Origin of the sequence: Kaistella jeonii (assembly GCF_000812865.1) — a bacterium.
GTDB lineage: Bacteria > Bacteroidota > Bacteroidia > Flavobacteriales > Weeksellaceae > Kaistella > Kaistella jeonii.
Genome location: NZ_JSYL01000004.1, coordinates 61,505 through 80,527 on the forward strand (window position 1 = coordinate 61,505; position 19,023 = coordinate 80,527).

The window sequence follows — 19,023 nt, forward strand, 5'->3', positions numbered from 1 at the left end:
ATTTCGGCAATTTTGAAATGATGTTTAGGTTGTGGTCTCTTTTTTTTTTCCGAAAGTCACTTTCAGGGGTGCGACAAGCTTTCGGAAGACCCGGAAAGTTTGTTTCAAGGGTGCGACTACTTTTCCGCAGAACCCGAAAGGTCGTTTCTAGGGTGCGACAACTTTTCGGGAGAGTCCGAAAGACTGTTACAAGGGTGCGACAACTTTTCGGATGAAAATACCCCTTATTTCTAGAGGACAATGGGGTTTTGCGTTAATTATTAATACAAAACCTTGAATTAATTTGAGGAATCTACTAATTTTTACTGCATTAAGAAGGGGTCTAAATTCTTATTTTTAACTCTAATGACTCAATCTTTCACTAGATTTTTTTGAATATGAAACTTTTGATGGTAAATAATGTGCTACATCTGCGAGATATTATTATTAATAAAATTTAATCCGGAGAAATTAAGACATTTCTATAAAACTGATTTTATTCATTCTAAATATGAATCGAAATAAGTAAATTTGAAAAAGAAATTAGAAATAAAATTAAACGAAAATAAAAAAGCATGAGTCAATATGTAAGTGCCGAAGAAGCGGTATCATTAATCAAAAGCGGTGATCGAATTTTTTCACACGGAAGCGCTTGTACGCCAAATTTTTTGATTGATGAATTGGCGAGACAATCTTCCCGACTTCGAGACGTAGAGTTTGTTTCGATCACGCAACAAGGAAATGTCGAAATCGCAAAACCTCAGTACAAAGACAGTTTTTACATTAATTCTCTATTTGTTTCTACACCCGTTCGTGAGGCTGTAAATTCAGAACGTGGCGATTTTGTTCCTATATTTCTAAGTGAAATTCCTTTGCTTTTCAAAAATGGAATATTGCCACTCGATGTTGCAATTGTTACCATAACTCCTCCCGATAAACACGGTTATTGCACTTTGGGAACTTCCGTTGATGTCGCGAGAAGTGCCGTGGATCACGCAAAAATTATTATTGCACAGGTAAATCCAAGAATGCCCAGAACTCATGGTGACGGAATGATTCATGTTTCCAAAATTGATAAAATGGTGTGGAATGAAGAGGAACTTTTAACAGTAGATTACGGCGCAAAAGTGACGGATTGCGAACTGTTGATCGGTAAAAATGTCGCAGAATTAATTGATGACAAATCAACATTGCAGATGGGAATCGGAACCATTCCAGATGCGGTTTTAAAGTGTCTTCACAATCACAAAGATCTTGGAGTTCATACCGAAATGATCAGCGACGGAATTGTAGATCTGATAAAGAATGATATCGTCAATAATAAATTTAAAGGAACACATTTGAATCGGACCATTACAAGTTTTGCTTTTGGTACCCGAAAATTATACGATTATATTCATGACAATCCTTCGTTCGCTTTTATGGATGTTGAACACGTGAATTATCCCATCAACATTATGAAAAACAAAAAAATGGTGGCGATTAATTCTGCGATTGAAATTGATTTAACAGGTCAGGTTTGTGCAGATTCCATCGGGACCTATCAGTTCAGTGGAATTGGTGGACAAATGGATTTTATGCGTGGTGCTGCACTTTCTGAGGGTGGAAAACCTATTATTGCCATTTCCTCCAGAACAAAAAAAGGCGTTCCGAGAATTGTTCCCTATTTGAAACAGGGAGCTGGAGTTGTTACGACGAGAGGACATATTCATTACGTTGTGACCGAATACGGAACTGCTTATCTTTATGGGAAAAGTTTGAAACAAAGAGCAAAAGCACTCATTGAAATTTCTCATCCAGATGATCGGGAAATGTTGGATCAAGCAACTTTTGAGCGATTCAAATTATATTTAAAATAAAAGAATTCGACTAAATTCCCAGTGAAAATTGGGAATTTATCTTTTGTTACACATTTTATTATTTAACTTTTAAAGAAATGTTATCTTTGTTCTGAAAAAAAGATAAAAATTTGGAAAATATTTACAATGCCATAAAAAATGATATTAAATCTCATCCAAATGTTACATTATCGATTTTGGGTCAGGTTCGGGAATGGAAAAGAAGTCAGTTTGTTATTTTATCTGATATTATTTCCGAATATTTATCAACTTGTGTATTATTGACAAGTGACCGAAAACTTAATCTTGGAGTTACAATTTCAGCCATTACTTTACAGCGTTTTTTTGAAAATGATTATCAGGTAAAAACCCATAACGATCTGCGCTTTATAAAGACTTTAGATAAACTCTGCCTATTTTTAGGAAAGCATGATCTGAACAATTATATCCACGACCGAGTCAATCTGACAGAAGAAATAGAAACCCATAATGACCTAAAAGTTGAATCTATTGAAAAAGATTTGATTATTAATTTTTGTAAATCACAGTTTGACGCGTTAATGGATTTACCCAAAATTAGTATAAACAAGATTTCAAGATTTGTTTACGTAGAATCTCCATTAACTGAAAGAATCCGGGTTGCAATGGAGGAAAAAAGAAAAAATAATTTAGTTATTATTACCGAGAATAACCGATCTAATTATGAAATATTTGGAATGACTAAGATCAGCGATGATGGAAAACTTAAAGTCATTAAGACCCAAGAATTTTGGAATTTGTTATTTATGGATGGTGATCAGAATACATACATTGCGAATCACCTCAATACTCAGTTTTATTTTATAAAAAAATTCGGAGAAGAATGGAAGATCTGGGATAATTTTAATCCCGATTACGGACAGATCCTAAAAATAAACTAAGCCACAAAATAGGGCTTAGTTTACATCATTTGTGTTTCTAGAATATCTAAATATTTCTATGCTGCAAATATAAAAGAAGTAACATCCTCCCTTCAAACTTAAAAATACTTAAAAATACTTATAAGCACTTACCTTCGTTTTCTAATTTGAAGGATGCATTTTCGTAAAACCTAAAATTATCGTAATTTGGCATTACTAAATAAAAGAAAAATGTCAACACTTACATTTGCGGAAAAAATAGCACAGGCAGAGAATTTTTTACCCATTAACGGAACAGATTATATTGAATTTTATGTGGGAAATGCGAAGCAAGCAGCCCATTTCTACAAAACTGCTTTCGGTTTCCAGTCCATTGCTTATGCGGGACCCGAAACTGGAGTTCGTGATCGATCATCTTACGTCGTTCAGCAGGGAAAAATCCGATTGGTTTTAACATCTGGATTAAATTCTGATTCTCCGATTTGTGAACATCAAAAAAAACATGGCGACGGTGTAAAAATTTTAGCACTTTGGGTTGATGATGCTTATTCGGCTTTTGAAGAAACGACGAAAAGAGGTGCAAAACCTTATTTAGAACCAACAACTTTAACCGATGAGAACGGTGAAGTTCGTATGTCTGGAATTTATACATATGGCGAAACGATTCATATGTTTATTGAAAGAAAAAATTACAAAGGTGATTTTATGCCAGGTTATCAGAAGTGGGAAAGCGTTTATAATCCAAGTGATGTCGGACTTTTATATGTTGATCACTGCGTAGGAAACGTAGATTGGAACAGAATGATCCCTGTTGTGAAGTGGTATGAAGACGTGATGGGATTTGTCAATATTTTAAGTTTCGACGATAAACAGATCAACACTGAATATTCCGCTTTGATGTCTAAAGTGATGAGTAACGGTAATGGTTTCGCAAAATTCCCGATCAATGAACCTGCGGAAGGAAAAAGAAAATCTCAGGTAGAAGAATATTTAGATTTTTACGAAGGTGAAGGTGTTCAGCACATCGCAGTTGCAACAAGAGACATCATTAAAACAGTTACAGAATTAAAAGCGAGAGGAATTGAATTTTTACCGGCTCCTCCGAATACTTATTACGAGATGGTTCCCGAACGTGTTGGAACGATCGACGAAGACCTTAGAAAACTTTCTGACTTAGGAATCTTAATTGATTGTGATGAAGAAGGTTATCTTTTGCAAATTTTCACAAGACCTGTGGAAGACCGCCCTACTCTTTTCTTCGAAATCATTGAAAGACACGGCGCACAAAGTTTTGGAGCAGGAAATTTCAAAGCATTATTCGAAGCCTTAGAAAAAGAGCAGGAAAAAAGAGGAAATCTTTAAAATAAAGTTTTCAAAATCGAACGCTCTAAGACCGTGCAAAATTTTCTTTAACAAAATCATCAGTTCAAAATGACAAAAATATTTTCTTTCGTCTTACTTGTAGTGGGTTCGATGGTGATGAAGGCTCAATATGGTTCTCTCAACGCAATTTTAGAGCGATTAGAGGAGAAAAGAGGAATTAATCAAAACCTAAAAGACGTCAATATTGATGACACCAAATTTGTTTTGATCAAAGATTTTGATGATCATACCGAAAGAAGTTTTATCATCATCAAAGGTAAATTGGCAACCTACGTAGAAATGTTTGATGATAAAAAAAATGGCGAAACTTCTTCCAATGTTTTTTCAGGAGATGTGGTGAGAACAAATCACAATGTCGTATCGGTAAGAGCTGATAAACTGGAAGGAACAAAAATTGCGATACCTGTCGCAAAAACTTTTCTCATGACGAAACAAAAAAATATCCTTTATCTCGTTGATATCAATACCAGAGAACGCTGGATTGAAGAAGGTGCGATCAATAAAAAATAGATCTCAATAAATAATAAAAAGGTTCAAAGTTTAAATCCCATTTACACTTTGAACCTTTACTTTAAATTCTAAAAAATGATAAAATCTTTTATAAACTACGATCAAAATTCAGATTTTTCTATTCATAATATTCCATTTGGTGTCGGTGTTTTTTCAAACGAATATATTGCATGCTGCACCAGAATCGGTGATATGGTAATAGATTTAGCAACGCTTTACGATTACGGATTTTTCGATGAAATCGAAGGTATCAACGAAAATGTTTTCGAAGCTTATACCTTAAATGAATTTATAGAATTAGAAAAACCTGTTACCAATGCTGTTCGGCTAAAAATTCAGGAACTTTTAGAGGAAAATTCTAAATTGGCAAATGACGAAAAAACGATTGAAGAATGTTTCTTTAACGCGAATCAAGTCCGACTGATGATGCCAGTTCATATTCCAAATTATACCGATTTTTACAGCAGCATCGAACATGCGACCAACGTTGGCAAAATGTTTCGTGATCCTGCAAATGCTTTGCTTCCAAACTGGAAACATCTTCCGGTAGGTTATCATGGCCGTGCTTCTTCGATCGTCGTTTCAGGAACCGATATTATTCGTCCGAAAGGTCAAACGAAACCTGCGGATGTTGAATCGCCTATTTTTGGACCTTGTAAGCAACTCGATTTCGAACTGGAAATGGCTTTCATCGTCAATAAAAACACCGAAATGGGTGAAAGTATTTCTACTGCAGAAGCTGAAGATGCAATTTTCGGAATGGTGATTTTTAATGACTGGTCGGCTCGAGATATTCAAAGCTGGGAATATGTTCCCCTTGGACCATTTTTAGGGAAAAACTTTGGAAGTTCAATTTCACCTTGGGTTGTAACTTTGGAAGCTTTAATGCCTTTCAGAACAGAATCGCCAAAACAAGAACCTGAAGTTTTAGATTATTTAAAATTTGAAGGCGACAAAAATTTTGACATTAATCTTGAAGTTTATATCAAACCTGAAAATGGTACTGAAAATTTAATTTCAGAAAGCAACTATAAATTCATGTACTGGAATATGACGCAACAGTTGGCGCATCATACCATCAATGGCTGTAATGTTGAAGTTGGCGACCTATATGCATCGGGAACTATTTCCGGGGAAAATCCAAACTCTTTTGGGTCGATGCTCGAATTAACCTGGAGAGGAACGAATCCTTTAAAATTAAAAGACGGAGAAGAACGCAAATTTATCGATGATAATGATACGGTGATCATGAAAGGTTTTGCTGAAAAAGACGGAATTAGAGTTGGTTTTGGTGAGGTTTCGGGTAAAATTTTGCCGGCGAATTAATTTAAATACTAATGTGACTAATGTGTTAAAAACGACACTATTTTCGAACGATATGAAAACAATTTCTCCTCAAGATCTAAATAATTTCCAGTTGCAAACTCTTTTGCAGACTGCAATTGCACCACGACCGATCGCTTTGGCTTCAACGATTGATAAAAATGGAAATGTGAATTTAAGTCCCTTCAGTTTTTTCAATATGTTCAGTTCTAATCCGCCTGTTGTGATTTTTTCTCCAGCCAGAAGAGTTCGCGACAATACGACGAAACATACTTTAGAAAATGTTTTAGAAGTTCCCGAAGTCGTGATCGGAATTGTAAATTACAAAATTGTACAACAGATTTCTTTGGCTTCTACGGAATATGAGAAGGAAATCAACGAGTTTGTAAAATCTGGTTTAACCATGAAAGATGCTGATTTGGTTCAACCGAAACTGATCGAAGATTGCCCAGTCAATTTAGAATGTAAAGTTTTAGAAGTAAAACATTTGGGAACTGAAGGTGGCGCCGGAAATTTAGTTATTTGTGAAATCATTAAAATTCATGTTCGCGAAGAATATTTAAATGAGGACGGAAATTTAGACCAGAAAAAACTAGATCTTGTTGCAAGATTAGGTGGAAACTGGTATTCCCGGAATAATGAACATAATTTATTTGAGGTTCCAAAACCATTAGTAACAAAAGGAATTGGCTTTGACTTATTACCCGAGGAAGTTAAACTAAGTAAAATCCTCACAGGTAATGACTTAGGAATGCTTGCCAATACAGAGGATCTCCCAAGCGGGAGTTTCCACGACGACGAGAGCAAACATCTGGAAGCGCAAAAGCATCTTTCAGAAAACAATATTGCAGAAGCCTGGAAAATTTTACGAAAATAAAATTTAACATCACTTTTTAAACAAAAATATCCCGACTAAAAATCGGGATATTTCAGTATATTTTAAAAAAATTTTATTTCTTAATAAATTTAAAAGTTTTCAATTTTCCGTCAGAATTTGCTTTACCAATATACATTCCAGGTTGTAAATGAGATACATTTAATTCTACTTTGGAAGATTTAGATTCTTGTGACATTACCTTCTTCCCGGATAGATCGTAAATCTCTATTACTGCAAGATCTTTCGAATCTGAGATCGTTAATACATCAACTACTGGATTAGGATAAAATTTTAAGGTTGAAGTACTTACATTTTCAGTAGCCAAGTCAGTTTCAAAAACCTTTACATTATCTAATGCCAAATAAAACTCATCCGGATCAGAAAAAGCCCGGAATGAAATATAATAAATACCGTCAGCTGGAACGGTAAAATTAACAGTCGCCGTTTGATAAGGATAATTATTGATCGCCTCATTGATCCACAACTGCGTCGTCTGTCCCGCCACCGATTTTGAAGTTCCAATTTTTACCTCCATCTTTTCCGTAAAAATAGGATTGATTCCCTGATAATCAAATTTTAAAGTGAGGTTTTTCCCAGCTTTTAAATTGAGACCACGGGAATACAGATAAGTATTCGCCGCAAAAGTATCATTGTATTCATAGAGCATGTAAAAAGTTCCTTCCGACGGGTCTGGAGTTATAGATGAAGCTTGTGCACGAGTCCAAATATTACCCTGACCTTCGTTCGTAACGATCCATTCATCTAAATCTGCAGTTTCAAAACCATACGAATACGGAAGATTTACACTTGAACTTGCACGATTGCTGTGCGTATTCTGAGCCATTAGAAAAGATCCTAAAAGCAGAGAAATACCAAAAAGTAGATTTTTCTTCATAATTATAATTTTTTTTATGTACCCAAATATAATGAAACAAATTTGAGCAACCTAAATTAAGCTAAGCCTTTCCCATCCAAAAAGATCTGTGTTAAAATTTTTGATTTGCTTTATAATATAGACAATGAAAGAAAGTTTACGCGAAAAATAAATGTTCTTAAAAATTAATAGAACAGGTTTTTGTATTAAATTTATAAAAATTTACCGATGAATCAACTGCAACATCACCCTCATAAACTAGACTTTCAGGTCGAACGTTTAATATTTTTTAGTGATGCAGTTTTTGCGATCGCCATCACGATTTTAGTGATCGAACTGAAAGTTCCTATCGTTCCGGAAAATGCCACTGAAAAGGATTTCTTAAATGAATTCGCGAAACAGATTCCACAAGTTATAGGTTTTGTTCTAAGTTTCTTCCTGATCGGAGTTTACTGGACTGCTCATCACAACATGTTTGGTTACGTGATAAATTACACCAAAAAACTTCTTTGGATCAACTTGGTTTTTCTTTTTACGATTGTTATAATGCCTTTTACGACCGCAATTTATAGCGAGTATTCGGTGACGGAAGGACATTTGAAATTAATCTCACCTTACGCGATTTATGTTTTTAATATCTGCTTCACGGGAATTATGAATTATATTCTATTGACATATATCACTAATCCTAAAAATAAAATCACCGAATTCGTTCCGGAAAATTACATTAAATATGGAAAAATACGATCTCTCGTTACGCCGGTCATTTTTCTGATTTCTTTACTGGTTTGTCTTTTAGATCCCGGAATTGGTCGCATGATCTTATTTATAATTCCTTTCGCGATGGCCTATATCGGCAGGAAGATTAGAAAATCAAATTTAATTGCAACAACAATTTCAACAAAAAAGCAGAAAAAAGAGTGAAAAAATTCACTCTTTTATTTTAATCGTTATCTTCTTTGATGCTTAAATCTTTATTCAGATCAGGGTTTAATTTCAAATATTTTTTCTGTTGATTATTTCTGAATTTAATGTTCAAAACCTCAACTAAAAGACTGAAAGCAAGACAAGAATAAATGATATTTTTACTCACATGCTGGTGAATTCCTTCAGCAACTAACATGACCCCGATCACAACGAGGAAAGACAGTGCAAGCATCTGTAAACTCGGATATTTATTAATGATACTGGAAATTGGTCCCGCAAAAGCCATCATCATTCCAATTGAAATTACGACCGCAATGATCATCAAAACTACATTATCAACCAAACCGATCGCGGTAAGAATTGAATCAAGGGAGAAAACCATATCGACCAAAATAATCTGAATAATAACCATCGTCATTAAAGAAGATCCTGTAGATTTTGGTTTGTGATTTTCATCGTGTCCCTGCATTTTTCCGTGAATTTCGAAGGTACTTTTAAGGATCAAAAATAATCCACCGACAAAAAGGATCAAGTCTTTCCAGCTTAAAGCTAAAGGTAGATCACTTCCCGGTTCTTCGATAAATGGCAGCGTTATAACAGGTTCTTTCAAGCCGATGATCCAGCTGATCATTAAGAGTAAAACTATCCGGAAAACCATCGCAAAAGTCAATCCCAAATTTCGGGCGAATTTCTGTTTTTCTTTGGGTAATTTATCTGAAATGATGGAAATGAAAATAATATTATCAACCCCCAGAATAATCTCCAGAAAAGTAAGTGTGAGTAAGCTGATCCAAATCTGCGGTTGCGCAAAATCTGGAAATTCAAGAATGGATAGAAACATTTTAATTTAAATTTTGGCCGATAAAACTACCAAAATTTTACAAGACTTAAATATTAAGTTTTATTAATATTGCGCCTTAAAAATGCTCCTTAATAAACCTGATCATCGCAGAAGTTGCTTTCTCTAAATCCTCCGAAAGTTGCTTTTCCATCCAGGGTTCTTTCGCTCCAAAAGTATGATTTGCATTTTCAAGAAGAACCAATTCAGAAGTTTTGCACCATTCATTTAAAAGAAAAGCTTCCTTGTCTTTAACCGCGTCATCATTCGTTCCCTGAATGATCAAGAGCGGTTTTACCAAATGTTGCGCGGCGTACTGAATATCAAATCGCTCTTCGTTCCTTTCAAAATCCTCAAAAAACTGAAAATAATGAGGCATTTCTTGATGCGTTCTTTTATTTTCCGAATACATGACGCCGGAAGTTTTCCAGTCTCCGAAGCGTTGCTGATTTGGAAAACGGTATTTAAAATTGCTGACTCCCGCTAAAGAAACGATTAGTTTTACGCGCTCGTCTTCAAAACCTTTGATGACCGTAATTCCGCCTCCTCGACTGTGACCGATAATGGCGATCTTTTCTTTGTCCACGTGAGGATCTTCCTGAAAATAATTCAAAACCTCATCGTAATCAGACATTTCTTTGGAGAAATTGTTATTTCCAAAAGCTTCTAAATCGGCGAAATTATTAGGTTGTTCTACCGTTGTTCCATTATGGGAAAAATTAAATTTCACAAAAAAGAAACCCACTTTTGCAAATTCTTCGGCCATTAAATTCCAGGCGCCCCAATCTTTGTACCCTTTGTAACCGTGGGCAAAAATTACGAGCGGTAAATTTGTTCCGTTTTCAGGATAAAATGCATCTGCCAAAAAATCCCGGGTTTCGGGATTTTTGATTATGATATTTTTCTGAGTAGTAATTGTATTACTCATAATATTTTAATTTAAGTCGGATTCGTATCGTTTTCTGGCAAATCAGGTTTTATTTCCGGTTTAACTTCAGGTCTGATTTCTTTCTTCACTTTTTCTACAGTTTTTGAAATTTCGTGCTTCGTTTCTGCTTCAGATTTTCCTTTCAAATAATCCGGAAGATTCAATCCGGCCATATTGAAAAGATCGTTTAAAGGAGGTACCGTTTTCATCATTCCTGATACAAAGTTTGCTGTAGAACCATTTCCGTCTGCATTATTTCCACTGTCCCAAACGGTGATTTTATCAATTTTAATATTTTTCACTGCTTCAACCTGAGTTCTCACCAATTCCGGAAGTTTCTCGATTAATAACAACTGGAAGGCATTTTTAGCATCACCACCTGCAGCTTTTACAACTCGATCGTAACCTTCTGCCTGCTTCGTCAAAATTTCATAAAGACCTTTCGCTTCAGCTTCCATTTTTAAGAAAATGGCATCTGCTTCTCCTTTTGCATTCAAACGAATTCTTTCTGCATCAGCTTCTGCGTCGATAATTATTTTCTGTTTTGAAATTTGAGCAGGAACTACGACGTTTGCCAATTGGGTGGATCGTTCTCTTTCAGCTCTTGCTGTTTCTGCTTTTTGTTCTGCTAAATAAGATTCTTCTAAAGCTTCAGCAGCCTGAACTTTTTCAGCCGTCATCGCCAGTTTTAAAGCTTCTGCTTCTTTTTCTCTTCTTTGTGCATCAGAATTTGCAATGGTGATTTTTGCGTGATTTTCTCCTTCAACTGCAATTGAATTCGCAAGAGAAGTTGCAATTCTGGATTCCCGCATCGCTTCAGCTTTTCCGATGGATTCATCTTTTTCTGCAGCAGCAATACTTACTTCTCTGTCTTTTTGAGTTACCGCAATTCGAACATCACGGTCACGATTTGTTTCAGCAATCTCAATATCTTTCGAACGGTCTGCGGAAGCTTTTCCGGTTTCCCCGATCTTTTCCTGTTCTGCAACAGAAATTTTCGCTTCGTTGATCGCTTTTGCAGCAGCTTCTTTTCCTAAAGCCTCGATATAACCTGATTCATCTCTAATATCGGTAACGTTTACATTGATAAGTTTCAGTCCGATTTTCTTCAATTCAGTATCGACGTTCTTAGAAATGTTATCTAAAAATTTATCACGATCGGTATTAATTTCTTCAATGGTCATGGTCGCAATCACCAAACGCAACTGTCCGAATAAAATATCTTTCGACAATTCCTGAATCTGTTCCGGCGCTAAACCCAGCAATCTTTCTGCTGCATTTCCCATGGTATCAGGTTCTGTAGAAATGGCAATTGTAAAACGACACGGAACATCAATTCTAATGTTTTGTTTTGAAAGGGCATTTGTTAAATTGGTGTCGATGGAAATCGGTTTTAAATCAAGATAAGCGTAATCCTGAATTACCGGCCAAACAAAAGCTCCACCACCATGAATACATTTTGCAGAAGTTCCTCCTGTTCTACCATAAATTACCAAGATCTTGTCGGATGGACATCTTTTATAACGCGAAATAAGTGCTAAAAAAGTAACGAAGAATACGAATACCGCTACTAAAATAAGAATAATTGTTCCGGACATATACATAATTTATTTAATTTGAATTTATACTGGAGATACTATTAAAACACCGTCTAAAATCTCGACCACTTTCACCAATCGACTGGAAAGCAAGGAAATTTCGGACCGAGTCATCGCTTGAAGTTCGTGATTAGAACCTTTCACGGAGATTAAAACTTTTCCTCTTCCGGACATTTCTGCGGGAATATTCAGATAGACTTCGCCACTTTTACCAGCCAAATTTTGGATGTTGAACGTATTATCTTCGGTGAGTTTCATGATCTGCACGATGAGAATAAAAAAGATAAAAACGAAAGCAACTCCGACAGCAAAAGCAAGTGCGACCAAAATCATTTTGTTTGGGATCGTTTCGAAGAACGCAACTCCTGTCCAACCAAATCCGAGTAGAAAGTTGATCAGATTCCTTAATGAAAATAATTGGAATGGCGCATCTGCATGATTTAGATCTCCATCAAAATCGGTGTTTGCTACATCTGCGGAATGACTGCCAGTAAAAGTGAGAACAGTTTGAACCAAAAAAATAAGACTTGTAATCAATGCGATATACCAAAATATTTTTTGGAGCTGATCCATTCCCTCAAGAAAATCTAACATGGTGGTTTTTTACAAATATAGGATTTTGTGCTTGATTTTAAGATTAATTATGCGCTACTTTCCCGAAAATATTGATCATTTTGAAAATAAAAAACCCTTTCAGCCTTTGAAAGGCTGAAAGGGTTGTGATTAATAAAAACTTATTATTTTACCAGATTTTTATTCTTTCTGCCGGTGCTTTGTATAATTTATCGCCTGGCTTTACATCGAATGCCTGGTAAAATGAATCTTGATTCACTAATGGTCCAAATGCCCGGAAAAATCCTGGGGAATGTGGATCTGTTTTCACCTGATTCACCATATATTTCTCTGTTGACTTGGTTCTCCAAACGGTTGCCCAACTCATGAAGAATCTTTGATCTTGCGTCATGTTACTAATTAACCCTGGATTTCCGTGATCCTTCAAATACATTTGAAGCGCAGTGTAAGCAACTGCTACTCCACCTAAATCACCGATGTTTTCTCCACTGGTGAATTTTCCGTTGACGAAACTTCCTTTCACTGGTTCGTAACCATTATACTGATTTGCCAGTTCGCCTACCTTCGCATCGAAATTTTTTCGGTCGGCATCAGTCCACCAATTATTAAGGTTTCCATCACCGTCGAACCTAGAACCTGAATCATCGAAACCGTGCGAGATTTCGTGACCGATCACGGCACCAATTCCACCAAAATTCACTGCAGGATCTGCTTTGAAATTATAGAACGGCGGTTGAAGAATTGCAGCCGGGAAAACGATCTCGTTGTTAGAACCGCTGTAATACGCATTTACAGTTTGCGGCGACATTCCCCATTCGGTTTTATCTACCGGTTTTCCAACTTTAGCTAAATTCTTCGCATATTGCCAAGCGGTGATATTTTGAAGATTTTTGTAATAAGTTCCGCCATCTTGTGGTCCTTCTAATTGTAATCTTGAATAATCTTTCCAGGTGTCTGGATATGCAATTTTCACAGCAAATTTCGCTAATTTTTCCTGCGCTTTCACTTTAGTTTCCGGAGACATCCAGTCGTTATCTGCGATATGCTGCTGGAAAGATTTTTTGATGTAACCAATATAAGTTTCCATTTGTTCTTTTGCGCCTGCAGGAAAATATTTTTCTACATACAATTTACCAAATGCTTCTCCTAAAACACCATTAATAACGCCCAAACCTCTTTTATTCATTGCTCGCTGTTCCTGTTGTCCCTGCAAAAATTTAGAATAAAAGTTGAAATTAATATCGTCTAACTGCTTGTCTAAATTTCCAGCGTTGGAAGAAACCAATCTTGCTTTCATGTAATCTTTGATCAACGGAAGTGTTCTTTCGTTCATCCATGAATCCATATTTTGATAATATTTCAATTCACTTACGATTACTTTATCGGTTTTAACTCCGGCATCGCTCAAATATTTCGGTAAATCGATATGGGTTACCAATTTAGAAAGTTCAGGTAATGTTTTTGGATTGTAACGAAGATTAGCGTCGCGATTTTGCTCGTTAGTCAATAAATCTCCAGCCAGTTGTTTTTCAAAAGCAACAACTCTTTGCGCAGTTTGATCCGCATTTTTATTTCCAAGAACGCCGAAAAGCTGCGCCAGATAATTTTTATATTCTGCTAAAGTTTTAGTATTTGCCTCGTTATCTTTTTGATAATAATCACGGCCTAAACCAAGTGAAGCGCCACCGAAATAAACTGCATTCATTACAGAATTTTTCATGTCTGCACTTACTCTCCAAGCGTAAAAAGGATTGTCGCCAGTTTTGGTTGCATCGGTTAAATATTTTTGCAGATCTGCAACAGATTTAATAGCATCGATTTTATTCAGATCATTTTTGATGGGATTGATTCCATCTGCATTTCTTTTATTCCAATCCATGTAAGTTCCGTATAAATTCTGGATTTTCTCTCCTTCAGAATTGGCGGAGAATTTATCGGTAAGGATTTTATTAAGGATCTCTAAAGATGAATTATCAACATCTTCTCTCAACGCGTTGAAACTTCCCCAACTTGTTTTGTCAGCAGGAATCTCGGCAGTTTTCATCCAGTTTCCGTTGACATAATTAAAGAAGTCATCTTGTGGACGAACAGAAGTGTCCATATAAGAAAGATTGAGACCTTCTTCGGGAATTACCTTTGTTTCTACCGACATTTGTTGAGTTTCAGTTTTTGCGGTCTTTGTGGTTGAACACGAATTCAGGGCTATAATACCTGAAAAAGCAAGTACAGTAATTGTGATTTTTTTCATAAGATCGTAAATGATTTTTTGATATATTTCAAAGATAGTAATTATTTTATCGTTTTAAAATAGCTTTTATTAATGGCTTTTTTCTTGCGTAAGCGATTGCAGCGGTATCCTTTTTTGTGCCGTTCAAAGAACGGTATAAAAAAGATTTAGCGGAAAGCGCGACCCGAGTGTCGGGAAAGCTTTGGCGAGGGTTACGCTCTAAAAAAATCACTCCAAATTAATGAAGTGACTTTCTAAATATTTAATCTTAAATGATTACCAGATTTTAATTCTTTCCTCTGGTTTTTTATAAAGTTTGTCACCATCTTTTACATCGAACGCTTTGTAGAATGCATCTGTGTTAACTAAGGGACCAAATGCTCTGTATAAACCGGGTGAATGCTCATCGGTTTTCACTTGATTTAAGACGGCAGCTTCTTTTTGAAGAGTTCTCCAAACGGTTGCCCAACTCATAAAGAATCTTTGATCCTGCGTGTAACCACTTATCATTCCTGGGTTTCCGTGGTCTTTTAAATACATTTGAAGAGCATCGTAAGAAATATTAACTCCACCTAAATCTGCAATATTTTCACCGTTGGTAAAAGTACCATTGACGAAGGTTCCTTTCACAGGTTCGTAAGTACTGTACTGCGCTGCGAGAGCTTTCGTCGCTTTTTCGAAGTTGGCTTTATCTTCTGCAGTCCACCAGTCAACTAAATTTCCATCGGCATCAAACTGTGCGCCTGCATCATCGAAACCATGTGTCATTTCGTGACCAATTACGGCACCAATTCCACCAAAATTAATGGCTGCATCTGCATCTGGATTAAAGAACGGCGGCTGTAAAATCGCAGCCGGGAAAACGATTTCGTTGTTCAAAGGATTGTAATAGGCGTTCACGGTTTGTGGCGACATTCCCCATTCTGTACGGTCAACCGGTTTACCGATCTTGTCTAAATCTTTTTGATATTGCCAAGCGGTAACATTTTGAAGATTCTTGTATAAAGTCCCGCCATTTTTTTCTGAATTAATGGTGAGTTTCGAATAATCTTTCCATTTATCAGGATACGCTACTTTTACGGTAAACTTGTTCAGTTTCTTTAAGGCTTTTTCTTTCGTTACAGGCGACATCCAAGCTAAATTGGTGATATGGGAAGCAAAACTTTTTTTCAGATAATCGATCAATTCGATCATTTGAGTTTTCGCTGCAGCAGGGAAATATTTCTCTACATATAATTTACCAAAAGCTTCACCCAAAACGCCATTGATCATTTCGAAACCACGTTTGTTTTGTGCTCTTTGCTCCTGTTGTCCTCTTAAATATTTACCATAAAACTCGAATTTCTTCTGATCAAGATCTGCAGAAAGATGACTTGCATTCCCCGAAATCATATGAAATTTCATATAATCTTTGATCAAAGGAATATTTTTAGCATTGATGAATTTATCTAAATTCTTGTAATATTCTAATTCTCCAACGATTACTTTGTCGGTGTTTACGCCAACAGCAGCTAAATATTTTGGCAGATTTACATTTTTAACCATTGCCGAAAGTTGCGCCATCGTTTCTGGATTGTACTGTAAAGTTGCATCACGAATTTGCTCATTGGTTAAATAAGACTGCGCGATACTTTTCTCAAAAGCAACGATATTATTCGCAGCAACTGAAGAATTTTTATAACCTAGAACATCGAGCATTGAAGCGATATATTTCGCATATTCTGCTAAAGCTTCCGTATTTTTCGCATTTACTTTCTGGTAATAATCACGTCCCATTCCAAGCGAGGCATCGCTTAAATAAACCGCGTTCATTTGAGAGTTTTTCATGTCAGCATCAACATTCCAACCGTAGAAAGGGTTTTCACCATTTCTGGTCGCTTCGATCAAATATTTCTGTAAATCAGAAACATTTTTTATAGCGTCAATTTTCGCTAAATCACCTTTGATCGGAGCGATGCCATCAGCATTTCTCTTCTGCAAATTCATATACGTTCCGTACAAATCCTGGATTTTCTTACCTTCACTTCCGTCTGCAAACTTATCGTTCAACAGCGTGTTAAGAATTTTCATGGAATTGTTGTCCGTATCTTCTGCCAGTTTATTAAAACTTCCCCAAGATGATTTATCTGAAGGAATTTTTGCAGTTTTCATCCAGCTTCCGTTCACGAAATCATAGAAATCATCTTGCGGACGAACCGATTTATCAAAGGTTGTAAAATCTAAACCTTTTTCTGGAGTTTCTTTTACCACTTCTTTAGGTGTTTCCATTGGCGTAGAAGGAGTTTCTGGTGTCGCTACCGCTTTTGTAGCACATGAATTAAGGGCGATTATTCCAGCAAAAGCCAAAATACCTATATTTATATTTTTCATTAAAAAAGCTATTTATAGTTTAGTCTATAATATTTTTTATTTGTTACAGCATAGCAAATAAAAAAGTCATTCTTTCCGAATGACTTTGTTGTAATTTATTTAAAGTTTATTTTTCCACCGATGACATTTTTCACTTGTCTGTCATTTGGATCACCGTAAACATCGATAACTCCGCCTGCTCTGGTTGTTGCATTTACGGAATCAGAAACATTAACTTCTGCAATTCCTCCCGCGTTTGTGGTTACGGAAGCACTTTGAGATTCTAAATTTTTACCTAAATATTTTGCACCGGAATTCACCAAAATATCCTGATGATCTGCATTCCCGGAAACTGTAATTTCACCCCCAGAATTCATTTTCGCGTTCAGTGTTTTTGCATTCACTGCTAAATTTACTTTAGAACCTTCGTTAGAGGTGAGCGAAAGCATTGTCCCTTCTACTTCATCTTTAGAAGAGATCATTGAACCCTGACTTGCCTGAATATCATTTAGATTTTTGTAGAAAACTTTTACAGAAACTTGATCTCCCTGCATGATTTTGGTGGGCGCCATTCGAATTTTAAGTTCTCCATTTTTGTTCACTGTTTCCAGATCGGCGTTGTCGCCTGCTGTTTCGACTTTGTTTTCGTCGGCATGAATGAGTACGACTGTGATTTTATCGTAGACTTTCAAAGAGGAAAAATCGCCTACATTTCGGGTCGATTGTGCGAAATAAAATTGAGAAGCGACGATTAAAAAACTTCCGAAAAATTTGTTCATATTTAAATTGATTTATAGTTTATAAACGTTTTCAATGCTCAATTATTTCAAATTTAAAAAAAAGATTTGCACTTTTTCTACAAAGAATTTTAATTAATTGGTCTTATAGAATTTAGGTAAAAACATTTTTACTAAAGTCAATAGCAATTAATTTACTGCAATTCCTGAATTTTTTTGTCGTGAATTTTAGAAAAGAGCAACAATGCAAAAATTCCACCTATAAGTGCCATGAACATATCGGTTTGAGTATCCCAAATATAACCTTGCGTCCCTAAAAAACTGTCGCCTGATTCTCCGGAAAACAAAGAAACCCACCATTCTATCATTTCATAAAAAGCACTGATTGCCAGAACAATAGAAATCACAATAAAAAAAAGCCAGGATTTTTTATGAAGAACATCTTTTCTAATTAAAATTTCCCTCGCAATTAAAGCTGGAGAAAATCCCTGAATAAAATGACCGATCTTATCATAGTTATTTCTTGTTCCGCCAAATAGATCATTCATCCACTTAAAACCGGGAACTTCGGCATAAGTGTAATGTGCTCCCAAAAGCAAAACTAAAAAATGGATGAAAATTACGGTGTAAACTAAATTGGTAAACTGAAATTTGCGGAAAATAATTAATGCTAAAATTCCCAGAATTACGGGAAAAGCTTCGAGCCACCAGGTGAAATTTTCCTTTGCTCCAACAAAAGAAAATACTGCGGCAACCAATGTCAAAATCAATAAAATATATTTGAGTTTCATTTTTTAAAAAATTTTAAATAGAGAAAAATGAGAAGAGCAACATAGATCGCAATTACAAGAATTGCCAGATACCATCGCTTTTGAAGCTTTTCATCTGCATTTACGTTTTCTTTAATTTCTGCATAAAGATCATCTGGTATTAAAGAGACCGTGATTTTGATAAGGATCGGAACTAAAATTAAATCATCCAAAATTCCCAACACAGGAATAAAATCTGGAATCAAATCAATCGGGCTTAACAAATAAGCAATCGTAATTCCCGCAAAGATTTTAGCGATCAAAGGCGTTCTTTTATCCCGCAACGCATAGTAAATCGTGATACTTTCCTGCTTGAGATCTTTTAATTTTTGTTGAAGTTGTTTAAAGTTCAAA

At 35.7% G+C, this 19,023-nt stretch carries 17 protein-coding genes; 7 read left to right on the plus strand and 10 right to left on the minus strand.

The window, feature by feature from the left end:
* Positions 1 to 554 precede the first annotated feature (554 nt).
* The 6 genes from OA86_RS07895 to OA86_RS07920 all read left to right on the plus strand — a co-directional run bounded on the left by OA86_RS07895 (position 555) and on the right by OA86_RS07920 (position 6,809).
* The gene (locus tag OA86_RS07895) at positions 555 to 1,838 is read left to right on the plus strand and encodes an acetyl-CoA hydrolase/transferase family protein (RefSeq protein WP_039351452.1); all 1,284 of its coding nucleotides are present in this window, start codon (positions 555 to 557) and stop codon (positions 1,836 to 1,838) included.
* A gap of 110 nt (positions 1,839 to 1,948) precedes the next feature.
* A complete protein-coding gene (locus tag OA86_RS07900; RefSeq protein ID WP_039351455.1) occupies positions 1,949 to 2,737 on the plus strand; it encodes a hypothetical protein in 789 nt (262 codons plus the stop codon).
* 210 nt (positions 2,738 to 2,947) lie between these two features.
* Entirely contained in the window at positions 2,948 to 4,078 is a 1,131-nt protein-coding gene (hppD, locus tag OA86_RS07905) for a 4-hydroxyphenylpyruvate dioxygenase (protein ID WP_039351458.1), read from the plus strand.
* 69 nt (positions 4,079 to 4,147) lie between these two features.
* Positions 4,148 to 4,609 (plus strand): hypothetical protein, encoded by a 462-nt coding sequence (locus OA86_RS07910; RefSeq protein ID WP_039351462.1) that lies wholly within the window; start codon positions 4,148 to 4,150, stop codon positions 4,607 to 4,609.
* A 78-nt stretch (positions 4,610 to 4,687) separates the two neighbouring features.
* The gene (gene fahA / locus OA86_RS07915) at positions 4,688 to 5,935 is read left to right on the plus strand and encodes a fumarylacetoacetase (RefSeq protein ID WP_039351788.1); all 1,248 of its coding nucleotides are present in this window, start codon (positions 4,688 to 4,690) and stop codon (positions 5,933 to 5,935) included.
* A gap of 52 nt (positions 5,936 to 5,987) precedes the next feature.
* Positions 5,988 to 6,809 (plus strand): flavin reductase family protein, encoded by an 822-nt coding sequence (locus tag OA86_RS07920; RefSeq protein ID WP_039351790.1) that lies wholly within the window; start codon positions 5,988 to 5,990, stop codon positions 6,807 to 6,809.
* A gap of 73 nt (positions 6,810 to 6,882) precedes the next feature.
* On the opposite strand, the gene OA86_RS07925 is transcribed toward OA86_RS07920, so the two are convergent.
* On the minus strand, positions 6,883 to 7,704 hold the full coding sequence (locus tag OA86_RS07925) for a T9SS-dependent choice-of-anchor J family protein (protein WP_039351466.1): 822 nt from the start codon (positions 7,702 to 7,704) through the stop codon (positions 6,883 to 6,885).
* A 207-nt stretch (positions 7,705 to 7,911) separates the two neighbouring features.
* Here OA86_RS07925 and OA86_RS15310 point away from each other — a divergent pair, with 207 nt between their 5' ends.
* Entirely contained in the window at positions 7,912 to 8,607 is a 696-nt protein-coding gene (locus tag OA86_RS15310; RefSeq protein WP_052257447.1) for a TMEM175 family protein, read from the plus strand.
* 19 nt (positions 8,608 to 8,626) lie between these two features.
* Here the strand turns inward: OA86_RS15310 and OA86_RS07935 are convergent, their stop codons facing one another.
* The 9 genes from OA86_RS07935 to OA86_RS07975 all read right to left on the minus strand — a co-directional run bounded on the left by OA86_RS07935 (position 8,627) and on the right by OA86_RS07975 (position 19,022).
* On the minus strand, positions 8,627 to 9,451 hold the full coding sequence (locus tag OA86_RS07935) for a TerC family protein (RefSeq protein WP_039351469.1): 825 nt from the start codon (positions 9,449 to 9,451) through the stop codon (positions 8,627 to 8,629).
* Positions 9,452 to 9,527: 76 nt separating this feature from the next.
* Positions 9,528 to 10,376 carry an alpha/beta hydrolase family protein gene (locus tag OA86_RS07940; RefSeq protein WP_052257448.1) on the minus strand — a complete coding sequence of 283 codons (849 nt, stop codon included), beginning with the start codon at positions 10,374 to 10,376 and terminating at the stop codon, positions 9,528 to 9,530.
* Positions 10,377 to 10,387: 11 nt separating this feature from the next.
* A complete protein-coding gene (locus OA86_RS07945; protein ID WP_082017307.1) occupies positions 10,388 to 11,980 on the minus strand; it encodes a flotillin family protein in 1,593 nt (530 codons plus the stop codon).
* 18 nt (positions 11,981 to 11,998) lie between these two features.
* Entirely contained in the window at positions 11,999 to 12,568 is a 570-nt protein-coding gene (locus OA86_RS07950; protein ID WP_039351474.1) for a hypothetical protein, read from the minus strand.
* Between the two features lie 148 nt (positions 12,569 to 12,716).
* Positions 12,717 to 14,795 carry a M13 family metallopeptidase gene (locus tag OA86_RS07955; protein ID WP_039351476.1) on the minus strand — a complete coding sequence of 693 codons (2,079 nt, stop codon included), beginning with the start codon at positions 14,793 to 14,795 and terminating at the stop codon, positions 12,717 to 12,719.
* Between the two features lie 255 nt (positions 14,796 to 15,050).
* Entirely contained in the window at positions 15,051 to 17,144 is a 2,094-nt protein-coding gene (locus OA86_RS07960) for a M13 family metallopeptidase (RefSeq protein ID WP_039351480.1), read from the minus strand.
* Positions 17,145 to 17,239: 95 nt separating this feature from the next.
* A complete protein-coding gene (locus OA86_RS07965; RefSeq protein ID WP_039351483.1) occupies positions 17,240 to 17,902 on the minus strand; it encodes a head GIN domain-containing protein in 663 nt (220 codons plus the stop codon).
* Positions 17,903 to 18,054: 152 nt separating this feature from the next.
* A complete protein-coding gene (locus OA86_RS07970) occupies positions 18,055 to 18,651 on the minus strand; it encodes a DUF2238 domain-containing protein (RefSeq protein WP_039351486.1) in 597 nt (198 codons plus the stop codon).
* Positions 18,648 to 19,022 carry a YkvA family protein gene (locus tag OA86_RS07975; protein ID WP_039351488.1) on the minus strand — a complete coding sequence of 125 codons (375 nt, stop codon included), beginning with the start codon at positions 19,020 to 19,022 and terminating at the stop codon, positions 18,648 to 18,650. The genes OA86_RS07970 and OA86_RS07975 overlap by 4 nt, the downstream gene beginning before the upstream one ends.
* Between the last annotated feature and the right edge of the window lies 1 nt (position 19,023).